The organism is Alistipes sp. AM16-43 (assembly GCF_003435745.1).
Taxonomy (GTDB): domain Bacteria; phylum Bacteroidota; class Bacteroidia; order Bacteroidales; family Rikenellaceae; genus Alistipes; species Alistipes onderdonkii.
Genome location: NZ_QTUQ01000003.1, coordinates 207,611 through 223,511 on the forward strand (window position 1 = coordinate 207,611; position 15,901 = coordinate 223,511).

Below are 15,901 nucleotides of genomic sequence, written 5' to 3' on the forward strand. Positions count from 1 at the left end.
CAAGGGAGTAGTGCATGACGCAAAAATAGCGGGAGGGGGCTGCCGGAAGACAGCCCCCTCCCTTCTTATGTAAAGTTATCGGTTCATGACCGGTTTGATGTCCTTGATGCGGAGTTGGGTGGTTACCGTCCCCCGGTAGTGGTTCTCTACGATCTGGTAGCATACGTCGATCGGGCGTCCCGAGCGCACCCATTCGTAATGCGTGGGTTGCTGGAAGGCGATCGACTGGATCTTCGTGTTGGGTTTCTGCCGCTGGATCAAATCCATGCGCAGGTGCTCGCACTCCATGCCGACCAGTTTGGCGTCGCCGTGGTTGCTTACGCCGTAGGTCGCGAAGACCGGGGCGGTGTTGCCGGGGCCGAAAGGCTGGAAGCGGTTGAGGTCTTTGCGGAACGCGGGGGTGATGTCCGAGAAGAGCAGTTCGCTGTCGATATCCACCTGCGGCATGAGCATCTGCGGGTCGATGTTCTCCTCGACATAGGCGTTGAACCTGCGCGTGAATTCCTCGACGTTCTCGGGTCGCATCGTCAGCCCGGCGGCATACATATGCCCGCCGAAGTTCTCCAGCAGATCCGAGCACGACTCCACGGCCTGGTAAAGGTCGAAGCCCGGTACCGAGCGTGCCGACCCCGTCACGAAGCCGTTGCTCATCGTCAGCACCACCGTCGGCCGGTAGTAGGTCTCGATCAGGCGCGAGGCGACGATTCCCACGATGCCCTTCATCCACTTGGGATTGTAGATCACCGTGCTCTTCAGCTCTTTCATTGCGGGGTTGCGCTCGATAAAATCGTGCGCTTCCTGCGTCACCGAACGGTCGATCGACTTGCGATCCTGGTTGTAGGCGTCGATGACGTTCCCGAACTCCGCGGCGATGCTTTCGTTGCCTTCGATCAGCAGCTCGACGGCCGCGTGCCCGCCCGAGGGCGAGGCGTTTTCGTCGTTCTCGTCCATCCGCATGCGCCCGGCGGCGTTGATACGCGGCCCGATCTTGAAGACGATGTCGTCGATGGTGATGTTGTGCTTGTCCAGGCCGCAGATCTTGATGATCGACAGCAATCCTTTCGACGGTTCGCGGTTGAGGTCTTTCAACCCGAAATGGGCAAGGATACGGTTTTCGCCCACCAGGGGTACGATATCCGAAGCGATGCTCACGACCAGCAGGTCTAACAGCGGGCTGATCTGTTCGAACGGGATCCGGTTTTTCTGCGCATAGGCCTGCACGAGCTTGAAGCCCACGCCGCAACCCGACAATTCGTCGAACGGATAGGAACAATCGACCCGCTTGGGATCGAGGACAGCTACGGCACGGGGAATTTCCTCGGCCGGGAGGTGATGGTCGCAGATGATGAAATCCACGCCCTTCGTCTTTGCATAGACTACCTTTTCCGTGGCTTTGATACCGCAGTCCAAGGCGATGATAAGACCTACGCCCTTGCGGGCTGCCAGGTCGATGCCCTTGACCGAGATACCGTAACCTTCGGTATAGCGGTCGGGGATGTAGAACATCAGGTTTTTATGCCCGATCTGGCGCAGGAACTTGTACACCAGTGCAACGGCCGTACAGCCGTCCACGTCGTAGTCGCCGTAAACCATGATCTTCTCATTGTTACGAACGGCCTGCTCGACCCGCTCGACCGCCTTGTCCATGTCCTTCATCAGGAACGGGTCGTGGAGGTCGGCGAGACTGGGTTTAAAGAACTTGTCCGCCTTTTCTACGGTGTCTATGCCTCTCTGTACGAGCAGGTTCGCCAGCACGGGAGAAATCCTGAGCACGGCAGCGAGCTTCGCCACCGCCTCGGAATCGCCCTGCGGTTTCACTACCCATCGTTTTTCTATAGGCATACGATTTACTATTTATATATTCTAACATTTAATATCTCACTTAAAAATTTGACAACGAGCGACTTTACTTCGCCCATCGGGGCCTTGCGACCCGTTTCCCGTTCGATCGAGGTCACTCCCCGGTCGGTAAACCCGCAGGGGTTGATGCGCGTGAACCACCCGAGGTCGGTCGTGACATTCAGCGCGAACCCGTGCATGGTGATATAACGTGACGACCGGACGCCTATTGCGCAAATCTTGCGCGGCACCTTTCCGAATGCGCGGTCACCGACGCCGATTTCGCTATCGCAGATTCTGCCGCTATCGCAGGTTCCTGCCTCGTTGCGGTTTTCGCCGCTGTCGCCGCTTTTGCCGCCGACGCTTTTGTTGCCGCAGTTACCGCCGATGTTGCAGTTGCCGCCGCCGTTATCTCCGCGGCAGGCGGTTGTCCGGCTCCCTGTTTCCCCGCCGATTCCGGGGCCGATCCAGACCCCCGAGGCGCCTGCCATGCGGCCGGCGGTGATGCCGTATACCGCCACGGTACGGATGACGGCCTCTTCCAGTGCCCCGATGTAGTCCCTCAGCCCGATGCCCAGACATTCGAGGTCGAGGATCGGATAGCAGACCAGCTGCCCCGGGCCGTGGAAGGTGATGTCGCCCCCTCTGTCGATGTGAAAGAACTGTGCGCCCATCGCTTCGAGCGCTTCGCGGCCTATCAGCAGGTTTTCGGCATGGCCGCTTTTGCCGAGTGTGTATACCGGCGGGTGTTCCACCAAAAGGATCGTGCCTGCGCTGGCGGAGCCTTCTCCGGTGGCGCCTGACGGTTCGACGCCCTCTGCTGCGGATACGCTGCCCGTTGGGGATTCCAACCCTTTGCCGGATTGCGTTCCCGCCTTGCTGGGCATTGCCTCTGCCGATCGCTGTGCCGGTTCCCGCGCGGATGCCTTACTTGCTTCCGCAGTGCCGGCGTTTGCCGCCAGGGGTGCCGCCACCTGTTTCGTTGCGCCCTTGCAGGCTGCCTTGCGGGCTACCAGGGCATCGAACAGTCCCTGCTGCAATTCCCAGCAGGTTTTGTAGTCCATCAGTCCGAGATCCCGGCAGGAAGCTTCCATCGCTACAAACTTTTGACGCTCTTCAGGGCCTCTTCCGCCATGTACGACGAGCGGACTAAGGGTGCGCTCGCGCAGTAGCTGAAGCCCATTTCCAGCGCTTTCAGTCTGTACCATTCGAATTTTTCAGGAGTGATATACGCCGCAACGGGGTAGTGCTCCAGAGTGGGACGAAGGTACTGACCGAGTGTTACGATCCCCACGCCTGCGTCGCGCAGATCGTGCAGGGTTTGTAATACTTCATCATCGCTCTCGCCAAGTCCGACCATCAGTCCGCTTTTCGTTGCGACACCCTGTGCGCTCAGGTAGCGCAGGGTTTCCAGGCTCGTACGGTACTTTGCCTTGGAACGCACCACCGGGGTCAGCCGCTCGACGGTTTCGATGTTGTGCCCGATTATATCGGGCTTCGACGCGACGACCACGTCCAGCGGGGCGGGCTGTGCGTCGAGATCGGGAATAAGGAGCTCAATTACGGCGTCGGGATTCTGTGTGCGGATGGCGCGGACGGTTTGGGCCCAGTGTGCGGCACCGCCGTCCGGCAGGTCGTCACGCGTCACAGAAGTAACGACGACATACCTCAGTTTCATCAGTGCGACGCTTTCGGCGACCCGTCGGGGTTCCTCGGCGTCGGGGGCAAGGGGGTGTCCTGTTTTCGTTGCACAGAAGCGGCAGCCTCGGGTGCAGATGTCTCCCAGGATCATGAAGGTTGCGGTTCTGCGGCTCCAGCATTCGGCCTTGTTCGGACACATGCCGCTGCTGCAAATCGTATGCAACGCATGTTTGTCGACTATTTGCTGTACCTCGGCATATTCCGGGGTGCGGTGGAGCCGGATCTTCAACCATCCTGGTTTTTTCAGTACATCTACCTTGTCATAAAACTTCGGCATTTAAGTTCATTATTTTCCAATTGATGCAAAAATACGAAAAAATAATTGATAATTCCTATGAATGCCCTATTTTCTTTCGGCATCTCGTTCCTGATACGCCTCTTCGCGGGTTTGCCTGCTCCGGGCCTTTCCCCGGGCTGTTTTCGGGTTTCGCCGGCGGCGGTATTCGCAGTATGCAATTAAAAAAATAAAAAATGCGGCCTCGAAAATCGCAATTATTCAATATCGGATGCTGCCGGAGGACTTTTTTGCACAGAGAAAGGGGTTTGCTGCCTGGCAGTAGCAAACCCCTCTGGTTAGGTTAGTTAGGTTAATGAGAGTGGGAGAATCCCACGTTTTGTTATACAAAGATAAATGGAAAATCACAATCTTCCAAATCTTTTGTAACATTTTTTTAACCTAACCGAAAAAAATCTGTTAAATTATAATTAAAATTTTTAAAATACTAACGGTTTTGTAAGTTGCGAACTATAACGCCTCGCGGATTTCCTCGGTTTCCTTAGCGGCGGGCTGCGCCTCGGGAGCGAGCGAAGTGATGTGGCGGTTCCGGTAAGCGGCCGGCGTCATCTGGTACTCCTTTTTGAAAAGTTTAATAAAGTGCGACGTGTTGGGGAATGTACAGGCATTGCCGATTTCCGAAATTGACTTCGAAGTCGAGATCAGCAGCAGGCGCGAATGCATCAGGCGCTGGCGGATGTACCATTTGTGCGGCGGCATCATGAAATGGCGCCGGAATTCCTTTTTGAACGAGGTGAGCGAACGGTTCGTCAACTTCGAGAGTTCTTCGATCGAAATATCCTTGAAGATGTGGTCGTAGACGATCTGTTCGAAATTCTCCTTGGCTGCATCGACGTTGCTGAGCAGTTTGCTCTTCAGGCAGCAGTCTTCGTGCGAGGCGATGAGGTAGATCAATTCGGTCATCTTGATGTTCTCGGCCGTCTCGTCGCGGTGGAAATCCTCGTCGCGCAGGTAGTTGTTGGTGTTGACGAAAAAGTTGCGGATCGAATTCCAGGCAGGCATAGAGACGTGCGAACGGTTGCGGCAGTTTTCGCACGAATGTTCGTTCGAAATGTTCAGTCCGTAGGTGATGTTCAGGTGCAGCAGTATCCGCTGGAGGTCAGCCGGCGTATAATAAAAGAGCACTTGCTCGAAGGGTTGTCCGTTTTCCGGGAAGTTCTCGATATAGTGATGCCCGATGCCGAGGTAGAATACGTCTCCGCGCGTAAGGGTCTGGCGCTTATCCCCGTCGTAAATATACTTCGTGCCTCGGAGGATGTAACCGATTGCGTAACGTGAAAGCGCCTGAGACTGGATTCCGTTGTGAAGGGCTTCTACGTACTTCACAATCATCGGCTGCTGGGCCGACGAATTTAATGAATTCTTCATATCAAATCGTATTTTAAGTTTTTTTGAACAATGAGTTGCGTCACCGATTGCTCATTTCAAAAATACAATTTAATATTTGTTTTATAAAATAATGAATAGTCTAAAAAGGCACAAACAGGCAAATAAGACTAAAGATACCATAATAATGACTAAATATAATATTGTAAAAATATTCCAGCGAAGGCTGCCGCCAGAAAAATCAGGTATACGGGCAATGCTATTCCCCTGTGTATGCGGACAAAAAATACCGGGATCAGTATGGCCGACGGGACAGCGAGCAGGGCGAATGCCTCGGGTGTTGCGGCGGGGCTGCATAGCACAGCCAGAGTCAATATCAGTATACCTATATTATAAAAGAGGATGAAGCGGGGTTTGGTGCCTGCGGCATAGATGTCGGCCAGGAAAAAGAAAAGCGCTGTCAGGTCGAGCAGCACGATCCCGCCTGCCATGACGAGTGCGGGGAGGGGAATATCCAGAAAGAGATGCAGCGGCATACCTTCGATGGCGGATTGCCCCAATTTGATCAGGGGAGCCGTGAATTCCGCCCCGGTGCCCCAGCTGACATAGCAGGCCGTGAAGACCGGCAGCAGCAGTCCGGCCGTTGCTACCGCGACTTCCCGCAAGGTACGCCGGAAAAGCAGTACGGCCAGCGGCAGGAGCAGCAACAGCGGCAGTGCGGGGGCATATATCAGCGGCATCAGCCCCAGGTAGAGTGAGGCACGGAAGATGGCGTCGAACCCGTACCCGTTGCAGAAGGCGCGGCAGTAATTTTTCGTTGCCAGTGAGAGCAGCATCGACGCTGCGAATCCTGCGAGATAATTCCCGCCTGTTGCGATCCCGCAGGCGACGATGGCATAGAGGGGAATCGGGAGGCAGGTGCCCACCGTATAGAGGTTGTAGCGGATCGTGATCCGTCCCGCACACATTCCGGTGAAGAGCAGCATGAACCCGGCGGCAAACTTCGACCATACCGGATATGCCGCCTGAAACCGGGCGAGTTGGCCGCCCAGAAGCGGGAGCGCATCGCGCACCGCTCCACTGGTATCGGACACGGGGATTCCAGCACACATGGCCGCAACGGCGAGTGCGAAGAGGGTCATGAAGGCTGGTACGAGCGGCTGCCGGGCGATGTCGATTTTCATGTCGGAAGGCTTTTTTCCTCGGGCAAAATTAGCGAAAAAAGCCGGAATAATGCGTAACTTTGTGGTACGATGTTAGAAAACCAGTACCAATACGAGTTTCGGGAGGCCGGTTGCGACGAGGCCGGCCGGGGGTGTCTGGCCGGGCCTGTGTTCGCCGCTGCGGTGATCCTTCCGCCCGATTTTCACGACCCGTTGCTCAACGATTCGAAGCAGATGACCGAGCGGAACCGGGACAGGCTCCGCCTGATCATCGAGCGTGAAGCCGTGGCCTGGGCCGTCGAGGCCGTTTCCGCAGCCCGGATCGACGAGATCAACATCCTGAATGCTTCGTTCGAGGGGATGTCGCTGGCGGTCGCCCGCCTCGATCCGCCGCCCGAATTCCTTGCGATCGACGGCAACCGCTTCCGGACACGCCTTGAATTACCCTACCGTTGCGTGGTCAAGGGCGACGGCAAATATGCTGACATCGCCGCAGCTTCGGTGCTGGCCAAAACCCATCGGGACGAGTACATGTTGCGCCTCGCGGAGGAATATCCGCAGTATGGCTGGAAAAAGAACAAGGGGTATCCGACCCGCGAACACCGGCTCGCAATCCGTGACTACGGACTTACGCCCCATCACCGCCTGACGTTCAACTACGGGATCGGCCAGTTGGAGCTGCAATTCTGAGCAGAAATTGCCTTTGCCCGATTGCCCGGGACGTTCCGAGGTGATGCTATCGTATCTGCTCCCGCTCTCATCCTCCCCCGACCTGAATTTACCCTGCCGTCTTGCAGTGGCGGGCATCCGTTTGAAGATGCTGGAGACCGTATAACTATCGGTATGGCTCATAAAAAAAGGGCTGAAGTCCTACTTCAGCCCTTTTTCGATATGACTCGGGATTTAGTATCCCAGCGACTTGGAAGCGGCGTAGGAGACCTTCAGTGCATTGGCACGGCGAAGTTCCTGCTTCACGTCGGTTACGATACCCATCTTGGTTGTCTGGTCGGCCTTGAGGCAGATCGTCATCGAGGCACGGTCGGCCTCGCTGAGCTTGTCGCGCTCTGCGGCTACGAAATCCAAAATATCCTTGGTCGTTTTGTACGAGTCGTTCAGCTGGATACGGGGTGCAGTACCGAATTTGGCCTGCATCACCAGCGAAGGCTGTCCGATGTGGATGTAGCTTACGAGCGATTTCTTCTCGAGCTTTTGCACTTCGGTTGCCTCGGGGAGTTTGTACCTCACGAGCAGTTCCTGGTCGCGCATGGTGGTCGACACCATGAAGAAGAAGAGGATCATGAAGATCACGTCAGGAAGCGATGCTGTCGAGATAGGGGGCAAACCTTTATTGCCCTTCTTTTTCATTACTGCCATAACTTACTTCTTTATATTACGCGGTTCGGCCTCCGAAATCTTCAGAGGTACTGCTTTGGATACTGCATTGCGCTGATCCTCGGAAAGCTCCGAGAATTTTGCTCCGAATTTCTTCATGGCGACTTCGTCACGTACCTCGTTGAAAGCGCGTGTGAGTTCGTTCTGCACCATGATGTAGGACTGATAGCCCGTATCACGGGTGGTCTGTAACGAAACAACGCCCTGGCTTTCGGGATATACCCACTTGCTGCCGTCGGCCAACTCGATTTCCTTTTCGGTTTTCTCCGGGAGGTTCTCGTCGTCCATCGGGTTGAGGATGAATTCCTTCGTCTTGTCCTTGAGTTGTCTCAGGTCGATGATCTCCTGTTTGCCCGAGGGCCCGGCCATGATGTTGCCGCTGCCCGAGATGAGCACCAGGAAGAGGTTGCGCTCCTTGACCTTGATGTCCTCCTGCTTTTGGTTTTCGGGGGGCATCGGCGGAAGCATACGCACCAGACCGGTGTCGACATTCATCGTTGTGGCCACAAGGAAGAAAATCAGCAGCAGGAAGGCGATGTCGGCCATTGAGCCGGCGTTGATCTCCTGTATTTGTCTTTTATTTCCTGCCATTGTTCGTTGTTATTTGAAAGCGCCGTAAATTTCGGTTGCGATAGCCGTCACGAACGCAGCGACCAGGGCAACGTACGTTACCAGGATGCTGGTGTCGGTCAGGACGGTTTCACCTTGGGAGAAAAACCCGCCGTTGGCGAGGTCGGGGATCTGGATGTCATGTCCCGAAGCCACGAAGTAAGCCACGCCCACGATCACGATGATCAGCGCGAGCGAAATAATCGTGCCCTTGATTCCCGCTGGGTTCTGGATCATGCCGAAGACCGCGCAGAAGATAGCTGTGAACACCGCAAGAGCCAGCAGGAAATAGCACCAGATGAGGTTCAGGCTGATAGCCGCCTCGGAGCCACCCGTAGCAATTGCGTATATTCCCAGTACCGCCATCACGGCCAGCAGAATACCCAATATGATATTTAAAATCTTTTTCATAATTGCCTTTAACTCTTTTTAAATCGTTGGGATTATTTCTTGCTGTAAGCCGTCAGGATATCCATCAGCGTGATGGACGAATCCTCCATATCGTTTACCAGCGAGTCGATCTTCGAAACGATATAGTTGTAGAACAGCTGAAGAATAACCGCAGCGATAAGACCCATGAGGGTCGTCAGAAGGGCGACCTTGATACCGCCTGCAACGAGGGTCGGGCTGATATCGCCGGCAGCCTGGATGGCGTCGAACGCCGCGATCATGCCGACAACGGTACCCATGAAGCCCAACATAGGCGAAAGGGCGATGAACAGGCCGATCCACGTCAGGCCCGACTCCATCTGGCCGGTCTGAACCGAACCGTAGGAAACGACAGCCTTCTCGACCGAATCCAGACCCTGATCGTAACGGTCGAGACCCTGGTAGTAGATCGAAGCGATCGGGCCGCGCGTGTTGCGGCAAACTTCCTTGGCAGCTTCGATGCCGCCGTTCTTCAGGGCTTCTTCAACCTTGGTGATGAGTTTCTTCGAGTTGATCGTCGACAGCGAGAGATAGAGGATACGCTCGATGGCAACGGCCAGACCGATAATCAGGAAGATAAGGATCGGGAGCATCCATGCCCAACCACCCTCGAGGAACTTCTGCATCATCACGTGGTGCAGGCTATCGCCGGCGAGTTGGGTTTCGGCAGCTGCAGCAGCCTCCTGCGCGAAAGCGTTAACAGTACCCAATGCGAACAGGGCCACTGACAGAATCAAAAAAAGTTTTTTCATAGTTGTGATTAGATAAAATTAAATTTGTTTAGTTGTTTTTTATTGTTGTGTTTTTAGGTATTTCACGATATTTTTCCGGTTTCAATGGTATTTCGTCAATTCTACCGGGGTTAAAAAAAATCCTAAAAAAATATTTTTTTTATCCTTTCCGTATCCTTGCGGCATCTTTATTACCCCGATCCATGGCTTTCCCCTGCCGGTTCCGCAAGTACGGGCAAATTCCGGAAATTTCACTCCGAATTGACCCAAACATTTGTTTGCCAGCGAGTTATGCCTCTATTCCTCTTCGTGTTGCCCCTCTTTGGCGACCCGATAAGGTACGTTAGCAGTGCGAAATATAGAAAAAAAAATCGTTCCGTGCAACGTCTTAGGCTGTAAATTCGCCTCGCAGAGGGCGCCGCAACAATGCGCGGGTCTGTTCGTCGGAAAGCCCCAGTCCGAGCACGTACATCAGCTTCGTGACGGCCGCCTCGGTGGTCATGTCGTGGCCGCACAGGACGCCGATCTTCTGCAGCCTCAGCCCGGTTTCGTAAAGTTCCATCGAAACCTTGCCCCCGCCGCACTGCGTGATGTTGAGGATGATGACCCCGCGGTCGATCGCCTCTTTCAGTACGCGGATGAACCATTCGTTGGTCGGGGCGTTGCCCGCGCCGAATGTCTCCAGCACCACGGCCCGCAGCCCCGGAGCCGAGAGCATCGCCCGCAGGATATTTTCGCCCAGCCCCGGGAAAAGCTTGATGACTTCGATTCCGTCGGCCAGGCGGGTGGCGATGCGCAGTTCCGGCGAGATTTCCGTCGGGTGGAGGATCGCCGCGAGGTTATAGGCGATGTTGACCCCCACCTCGGCCAGGGGCGGGTAGTTGTAGGAACGGAAGGCGCTCAGCGCCTCGGCGCTGCGCTTGGTGGTACGATTGGCGCGGAACAGCCGGTTCTGGAAATAGAGCGACACTTCGGGTACCTCGGGGCGTCCGCCGATGTGCGCCCCCGCGATCTCGATGGCCGTGATGAGGTTTTCGCGGCCGTCCGTGCGCAGCACGCCGATCGGGATCTGGCTGCCGGTGAAAACCACGGGCTTGGCCAGGTTTTCGAGCATGAAACTCAATGCCGATGCGGTGTAGGACATGGTGTCCGTGCCGTGCAGTACGACGAACCCGTCGTAGCGGGTGTAGTTGTCGCGGATCAGCTCGGCCAGCGCCGCCCAGTTTGCCGGGGTGACGTTCGACGAGTCGATCACGGGATCCATCGTCAGCACGTCGATGTCCACGTTGAGCCGCTTGAGCGAAGGGAATTCATCGTAGATGCCGCTGAAGTCGAAAGGCACTAGGGCGCCGGTTTCGGCATCGTTCTTCATGCCGATGGTACCGCCCGTATAGATGATCAGGATCGAAGATTTCATCGTATGGTCTTATGGTGTTATATTCCGAAAATACGTTTGGCGTTCGCCGTCGTTGCGGCCGCCACTTCGCCGGGGGGCAGCCCTTTCAGTTCCGCGACTTTCTCGCACACGAACCGTACGTAGGCCGACTCGTTGCGCTCGCCGCGGTGGGGTGCGGGTGTCAGGTACGGGCAGTCGGTTTCGAGTACGATGTCGTCCAGTTCCATTTCGCGCACCGTATCGGCCAGCTTGCTCTTCCTGAAAGTCACCACGCCGCCGATTCCGAAGGCGAAATCGCCGCAGGCTTTCAGTTTCTGGTAGGTGTCGGTATCCTCCGAAAAGGCGTGGAACACGCCCCGCAGCCGTAGCCCCGTCTCCGCCGCGGCCTTCGCCTCTTCCCCGACGATCCGGCACATGTCGTCCCATGCCGCACGGGTGTGGATCGCCACCGGAAGCCCGAGCCGTGCGGCCAGGCGGCATTGCGAAACGAAAGCCTCGACCTGTTCGGCGACGAACTCGCCGCTCCAGTAGTAGTCCAGCCCGATCTCGCCCACGGCGCAGAAACGTGCGATGCCCTCGGGCGGGGCCGTGAGGTAACGTTCGGCGAGCGCCAGCTCCTCGCGCCAATGCGGGTTGTCGTTCACCGAGGTGGGGTGCAGTCCCATCATCGGGACGCATTGCCCCGGGTGGCGGCGGCAGAGGTCGAACAGCGCTCCGTGGCTTTCGGAGTCTATGCCCGGGAGCAGCAGGTGTTCCACGCCCGCCGCCGCGGCGCGGGCCAGTGCCTCTTCGCGGTCGGCGTTGAACGCCGTATCGTACAGGTGTGAATGTGTATCCGTCAGTTTCATCGTGTTTTCATATATCGGTTGCCGGGCAATTGCCGTACGGCTCCCGCCAGTTCCAGCCCTACGAGCAGGGCAGCCAGTTCACCCGGGTCGAGCCCGCTCAGTTCCGCGAGCGTTTCCACCGCCAGCGGGTCGTCCGTGCGGAAACAGCCCAGCAACCCAGCTTCGTCGGGCGTAAGCTCCAGCGTGGACGGTTTTTCCCGGAATGCTGCCGGTTCCGGGCCGAGATCCCACATCAGTTCGCGGACAATATCGTCGGCGGTCATCACGAGCTGTGCCTTGCGGTTGCGGATCAGGTGGTTCGTCCCCGATGACATGCCGTCCGTGGCGCGTCCCGGTACGGCCATTACCGAACGGTCGTAGCCGTCGGCGCAATGCGCCGTGGCGAGCGACCCGCCGCTGTCGGGCGACTCTACGACCACGCAGCCGGCACCCAACCCTGCGATGATCCGGTTGCGGGCCAGGTATGCCGTGCCGTTCTGCCGCGTCTGCGAGTGGAGCTCCGTGACCAGTGCCCCGCCGTGGTCGAGGATGTCGCGCGCCACGGCCGTGTGTTGTGCCGGCATGACGCCGGGGAGCGGGTTCGCCAGTACCGCGACGGTTCGTACCCCTGCGGCCAGGGCTGCCCGGTGTGCCGCGACGTCGATGCCGAACGCCAGCCCGCTCACGATGCAGAGCTCCGGAACCTGTGCCGCGAGCCCCTCCACCAGCCTGTTGCACATCGTCTGCCCGTAGGGTGTTGCCCGGCGGGTGCCGACCATCGCGACGCAGCGTGCCGAGAGGGCGGCGGCGTTGCCTTTCAGGTATAGTACATGGGGATAATCGGGTATTTCACGCAGCAATGCCGGGAATTCGGGGTCGGTCGAAGCGATCGCGGAGATCGAATTGCGGCGGCAGTAGCCGAGTTCCTTTTCTGCGGCGGCGAAGCCTTTGCGGTGGACGATATTCCGGATAATGTCTTCCCGCAAGGCGGCTTTCATAGCCAGCTCCTCGGGTGCCGCCGCGAAAATGCCCCGTGCGTCGCCGAATATTCCGAGCAGGTGCACGGCGCCTTTCACGCCGATGCCCGGGGTCATCTGCAAGGCGATATCCTCGATGGTCATAACCGCAAAATGTCGTTTATTATCTTGTAAAGGTAAATATTTTTGGGAAATAGCGCAAAGTTGGGTCGAAGTTTTGCAGATTTTAGAAATGTTTGTATATTTGCACTCCCGATGCGCCTGAAAATAAACCGGATGTTTCCGGCGCGGCATGCAATCCGGAAGCAACGGACTTGTAGTTACGGAATGAAAGCTGAACAGGAACCTGTCGGGGAACATATGGTCTGATGGCCGAGTGGCTAGGCAAAGGTCTGCAAAACCTTGTACAGCGGTTCGAATCCGCTTCAGACCTCACTTAAACGCCGTTGTAGTAATCTACAACGGCGTTTTGTTTTGTACAGTATTTGTACGGCAGAGAATTTAAAGCTCTTCTTTAAAGAAAAGTTGATAATAATATAATCCAGTTTCTTCGTCATATCCTTTTTTGATATATTGATTATTTCCATGCACATAGATATGGAAGTTTTTATCTAACTTAATAACGCTTTTCAATATTCTTGACTGTTTTTTTACTGCATTGTCTGAAATAGCAAAACTATCCGCTATTTCAACGTCGTGGTCTTTCTGATATTCGGATTTATAACTGTAGAAACTGTTGATTACTTCTGGCTGTGTGATTACTTCATTTGTGAATTCGTCTATATTGAAAGTTTCTTTTTCTTTGAAGAATTTTACGGACTTATTTAGTAAGTTTGCTTGATCAGCTTTCGATACTTCAAATTGTTGCGGCAATTCCTTTGTCACAAAGTTTTTACATAAGGATAATACGTTTTGAGTATTATAATATTCATCTTTGCGTTGACGCACATGGAGAAAATCATCTATCCAATATTGAGTGTCATTATTATGCTTGTCGATGACTAAAATAGTAGGCTCTGTTTCTGTGAAAATAATTAAACTTGCTTTATCTATTTTATTAGAAATAATTCCTTGTTTAATTTCAACATTGATATTGTTCTTTTCGTGGGATGTAACCTCTATAAATTTATCTTTTGTTTCAATCTTATAGATTCCGACAGCCTCATAATACTTTTCTTTATATAGAACATCTGCAAATTTGACAATGAATAAATCTCCATCTTTGATGTTTGGATGTTTAGATACTGAATTTAGATGCTGAAATATTTCTTTGGATTTTACGATAAAATCTTCTTTATCATAAATCCCTAAAGTCAGTTTCCTTAATGTGTTAAGAGTTATGTCAAATTCATGAATGAATTCGTATATTTTATTTTCAGTAATAAATGGTTTTAATAAGATTTCTTTTAGAGCCTCCGAATCGAAATCTTGTTTAGAAATATCACTTAATGAAGATGTGGATATGTTATTGGAAGAATCTGCACTAAATCTATGACATATTATGCAGTCTGTATATGTGTCTTTAATATCAATCATTTTGTCTGTTTCTTTTTATGGTCATCATATTTATAAGACTACTAATGGCATATAATGTATAGTAGAAGATATGTATTAAGTAATAAAATATAAAAAACCGTATGCAAATTACGATAATTCCTTGTACAAATATCCAAGTTGAAGTAATGGAAATATAAGTAAATTCGTAATCTAAAAGATTAAAAGACATTAAGGAATCAAAACAAACACAAAACAATATAAGTATTAATACAAAAGTACATAATATGACATTATAGCCTAGAATATAGATGAATTGCTTGGCAAAATTATATTCTTGTGTGTCTTTTAAAATATTAATTGCTTTTGGAGAAATTTTTTGATTTTCTTTTTCTTGTTTAATACCAATTTTATCAAAAGCAAATAATAATGCAGTAATAAATAAGCCTATAAAGATTGATAAGATGCATCCTGTGAAATTAATAAAGCGATCGGAAACACCTGTAAGTCCACTTGAAAGTAATACTACTGCAATGCTCCAGATCACAACTCTTTTTAGTACAATCTGATACCTGTCGATATTATCTCCATTAGCATCGAGGCTTTCGTATTTTATTGCTTTATTCTTAATATTCTTAATGTACCTAGTCAAATTTTTTAACATATAGATCCTTTCTTATTTCAGGTAATATCTCGTTATTAAATAAAGACATTGTATAGGTTTTAAGTGTGTCGAAATCTGGTGTGCCATCAGTATAATATTTGATATCTGTCAGCCCTTCAAGATAGACTACAGGTGTAAATTCCTTGTCTTTTGTATCCCACGAGAAACTTTTAGAGGATTTAGCACCTTCGTTGTGGGTTTTCATTCTCACTTTGTCGAAATCCTCTAACTCTTTACTCCCTTTATCTCCTTTAAATTGATGTTTCCCGATGATAGACATCAGTTTCTCCGCAGCATTCCATGGTATTTGTGCCTTTTTTGAGGGTGTAATTGTAATGTTAATATCAAATTTATCAATCTCTTGCAAGATCGGATCGTCTGATGGAATTGTGTCAAGAAATGTTGTTTTAAAGTTGAAGCTAGTTAATAGAGCTCCATTTTTAAACTCGTCTTGAAATTTTTTCGGACAAAATTTAGATACAATAGGGCGTTTGTATTCTCCTTTAGTAAATACTGTCGCAATATAATCTCTAAATATGTTAGTTATCGTTTCTTCATGGCTATTTGAATGTATCATGAAAAAACCTTCATTGTGATTTATTGGAAGATATACAAAGATATAAAAATATTTTAGTACCGGCTTTTTGCGACCTAATACTTGACATTGATTTTTATCTTCCATATTTGACAGTATACCATCTTCCCCGTATTTGCCTCCTGTAATAACTCCTGCAAATACATTTTCACTTGAAAATAACGAAGGTTTTTTGTCATAGTGAATATTGACATCTTTATTGTTTATCCAAGTTAAAACTTTTTTTAGTCGATCGTTTTCGGCAAAACCACTTTCAGGTATACTCATAAAGTATTCAAAGCATGCTTTGAATACTTCTTGATCTGTTTTTGTTTTATCAACATCTAAACATTCGATGGCGAAATCTCTAAATGTTTTGTCTTTTTCTTTGTGATTCAATGGGAACGTGAAAAACTCTAATTTAGGATTGTACGACATGGTATAGTGGTTTTAGATTAATAGTGCTATAAATATAGCTAATTAA

General features: G+C 52.0%; 16 protein-coding genes and 1 tRNA gene. 2 read left to right on the top strand and 15 right to left on the bottom strand.

Features of this window, described 5'->3' with window-relative positions; genetic code table 11:
* Positions 1-75: 75 nt before the first annotated feature.
* From recJ to DW189_RS06920, 5 genes are all read right to left on the bottom strand, one after another.
* A complete protein-coding gene (recJ, locus tag DW189_RS06890) occupies positions 76-1,842 on the bottom strand; it encodes a single-stranded-DNA-specific exonuclease RecJ (RefSeq protein WP_055201670.1) in 1,767 nt (588 codons plus the stop codon).
* Between the two features lie 8 nt (positions 1,843-1,850).
* The gene (gene lipB / locus DW189_RS14760; RefSeq protein ID WP_409012328.1) at positions 1,851-3,047 is read right to left on the bottom strand and encodes a lipoyl(octanoyl) transferase LipB; all 1,197 of its coding nucleotides are present in this window, start codon (positions 3,045-3,047) and stop codon (positions 1,851-1,853) included.
* A complete protein-coding gene (gene lipA, locus DW189_RS06910; protein ID WP_018695598.1) occupies positions 2,936-3,817 on the bottom strand; it encodes a lipoyl synthase in 882 nt (293 codons plus the stop codon). The genes lipB and lipA overlap by 112 nt, the downstream gene beginning before the upstream one ends.
* A gap of 468 nt (positions 3,818-4,285) precedes the next feature.
* Complete coding sequence (locus DW189_RS06915) at positions 4,286-5,203, bottom strand: helix-turn-helix domain-containing protein (protein ID WP_018695600.1); 918 nt, start codon at positions 5,201-5,203, stop codon at positions 4,286-4,288.
* 149 nt (positions 5,204-5,352) lie between these two features.
* Positions 5,353-6,345 carry a hypothetical protein gene (locus tag DW189_RS06920; RefSeq protein ID WP_117507272.1) on the bottom strand — a complete coding sequence of 331 codons (993 nt, stop codon included), beginning with the start codon at positions 6,343-6,345 and terminating at the stop codon, positions 5,353-5,355.
* 69 nt (positions 6,346-6,414) lie between these two features.
* On the opposite strand from DW189_RS06920, the gene DW189_RS06925 reads away from it, so the two are divergent.
* A complete protein-coding gene (locus DW189_RS06925; RefSeq protein WP_117507273.1) occupies positions 6,415-7,014 on the top strand; it encodes a ribonuclease HII in 600 nt (199 codons plus the stop codon).
* Positions 7,015-7,227: 213 nt separating this feature from the next.
* Here DW189_RS06925 and DW189_RS06930 read toward each other — a convergent pair whose 3' ends face one another.
* The 7 genes from DW189_RS06930 to dprA form a co-directional block, all read right to left on the bottom strand.
* The gene (locus DW189_RS06930) at positions 7,228-7,698 is read right to left on the bottom strand and encodes an ExbD/TolR family protein (RefSeq protein ID WP_022332234.1); all 471 of its coding nucleotides are present in this window, start codon (positions 7,696-7,698) and stop codon (positions 7,228-7,230) included.
* Positions 7,699-7,701: 3 nt separating this feature from the next.
* The gene (locus DW189_RS06935; RefSeq protein WP_022332235.1) at positions 7,702-8,307 is read right to left on the bottom strand and encodes an ExbD/TolR family protein; all 606 of its coding nucleotides are present in this window, start codon (positions 8,305-8,307) and stop codon (positions 7,702-7,704) included.
* A 9-nt stretch (positions 8,308-8,316) separates the two neighbouring features.
* The gene (locus DW189_RS06940) at positions 8,317-8,736 is read right to left on the bottom strand and encodes a hypothetical protein (RefSeq protein ID WP_018695606.1); all 420 of its coding nucleotides are present in this window, start codon (positions 8,734-8,736) and stop codon (positions 8,317-8,319) included.
* 32 nt (positions 8,737-8,768) lie between these two features.
* Positions 8,769-9,506 carry a MotA/TolQ/ExbB proton channel family protein gene (locus DW189_RS06945; RefSeq protein ID WP_022332236.1) on the bottom strand — a complete coding sequence of 246 codons (738 nt, stop codon included), beginning with the start codon at positions 9,504-9,506 and terminating at the stop codon, positions 8,769-8,771.
* Between the two features lie 367 nt (positions 9,507-9,873).
* On the bottom strand, positions 9,874-10,902 hold the full coding sequence (locus DW189_RS06950; RefSeq protein ID WP_018695608.1) for an asparaginase: 1,029 nt from the start codon (positions 10,900-10,902) through the stop codon (positions 9,874-9,876).
* A gap of 17 nt (positions 10,903-10,919) precedes the next feature.
* Positions 10,920-11,729 (bottom strand): TatD family hydrolase, encoded by an 810-nt coding sequence (locus DW189_RS06955; RefSeq protein WP_117507274.1) that lies wholly within the window; start codon positions 11,727-11,729, stop codon positions 10,920-10,922.
* Complete coding sequence (gene dprA, locus DW189_RS06960; RefSeq protein ID WP_117507275.1) at positions 11,726-12,829, bottom strand: DNA-processing protein DprA; 1,104 nt, start codon at positions 12,827-12,829, stop codon at positions 11,726-11,728. The genes DW189_RS06955 and dprA overlap by 4 nt, the downstream gene beginning before the upstream one ends.
* 218 nt (positions 12,830-13,047) lie before the next feature.
* Here dprA and DW189_RS06965 point away from each other — a divergent pair.
* Positions 13,048-13,118: transfer RNA gene (locus tag DW189_RS06965), tRNA-Cys, on the top strand.
* Between the two features lie 68 nt (positions 13,119-13,186).
* Here DW189_RS06965 and DW189_RS06970 read toward each other — a convergent pair.
* The 3 genes from DW189_RS06970 to DW189_RS06980 are packed head-to-tail and all read right to left on the bottom strand — an operon-like array spanning position 13,187 to position 15,855.
* Positions 13,187-14,221, bottom strand: a complete 1,035-nt coding sequence (locus tag DW189_RS06970; protein WP_117507276.1) for a nucleoid-associated protein — start codon at positions 14,219-14,221, stop codon at positions 13,187-13,189.
* Complete coding sequence (locus DW189_RS06975; RefSeq protein WP_117507277.1) at positions 14,214-14,831, bottom strand: hypothetical protein; 618 nt, start codon at positions 14,829-14,831, stop codon at positions 14,214-14,216. The genes DW189_RS06970 and DW189_RS06975 overlap by 8 nt, the downstream gene beginning before the upstream one ends.
* The gene (locus DW189_RS06980) at positions 14,824-15,855 is read right to left on the bottom strand and encodes a hypothetical protein (RefSeq protein WP_117507278.1); all 1,032 of its coding nucleotides are present in this window, start codon (positions 15,853-15,855) and stop codon (positions 14,824-14,826) included. The genes DW189_RS06975 and DW189_RS06980 overlap by 8 nt, the downstream gene beginning before the upstream one ends.
* Between the last annotated feature and the right edge of the window lie 46 nt (positions 15,856-15,901).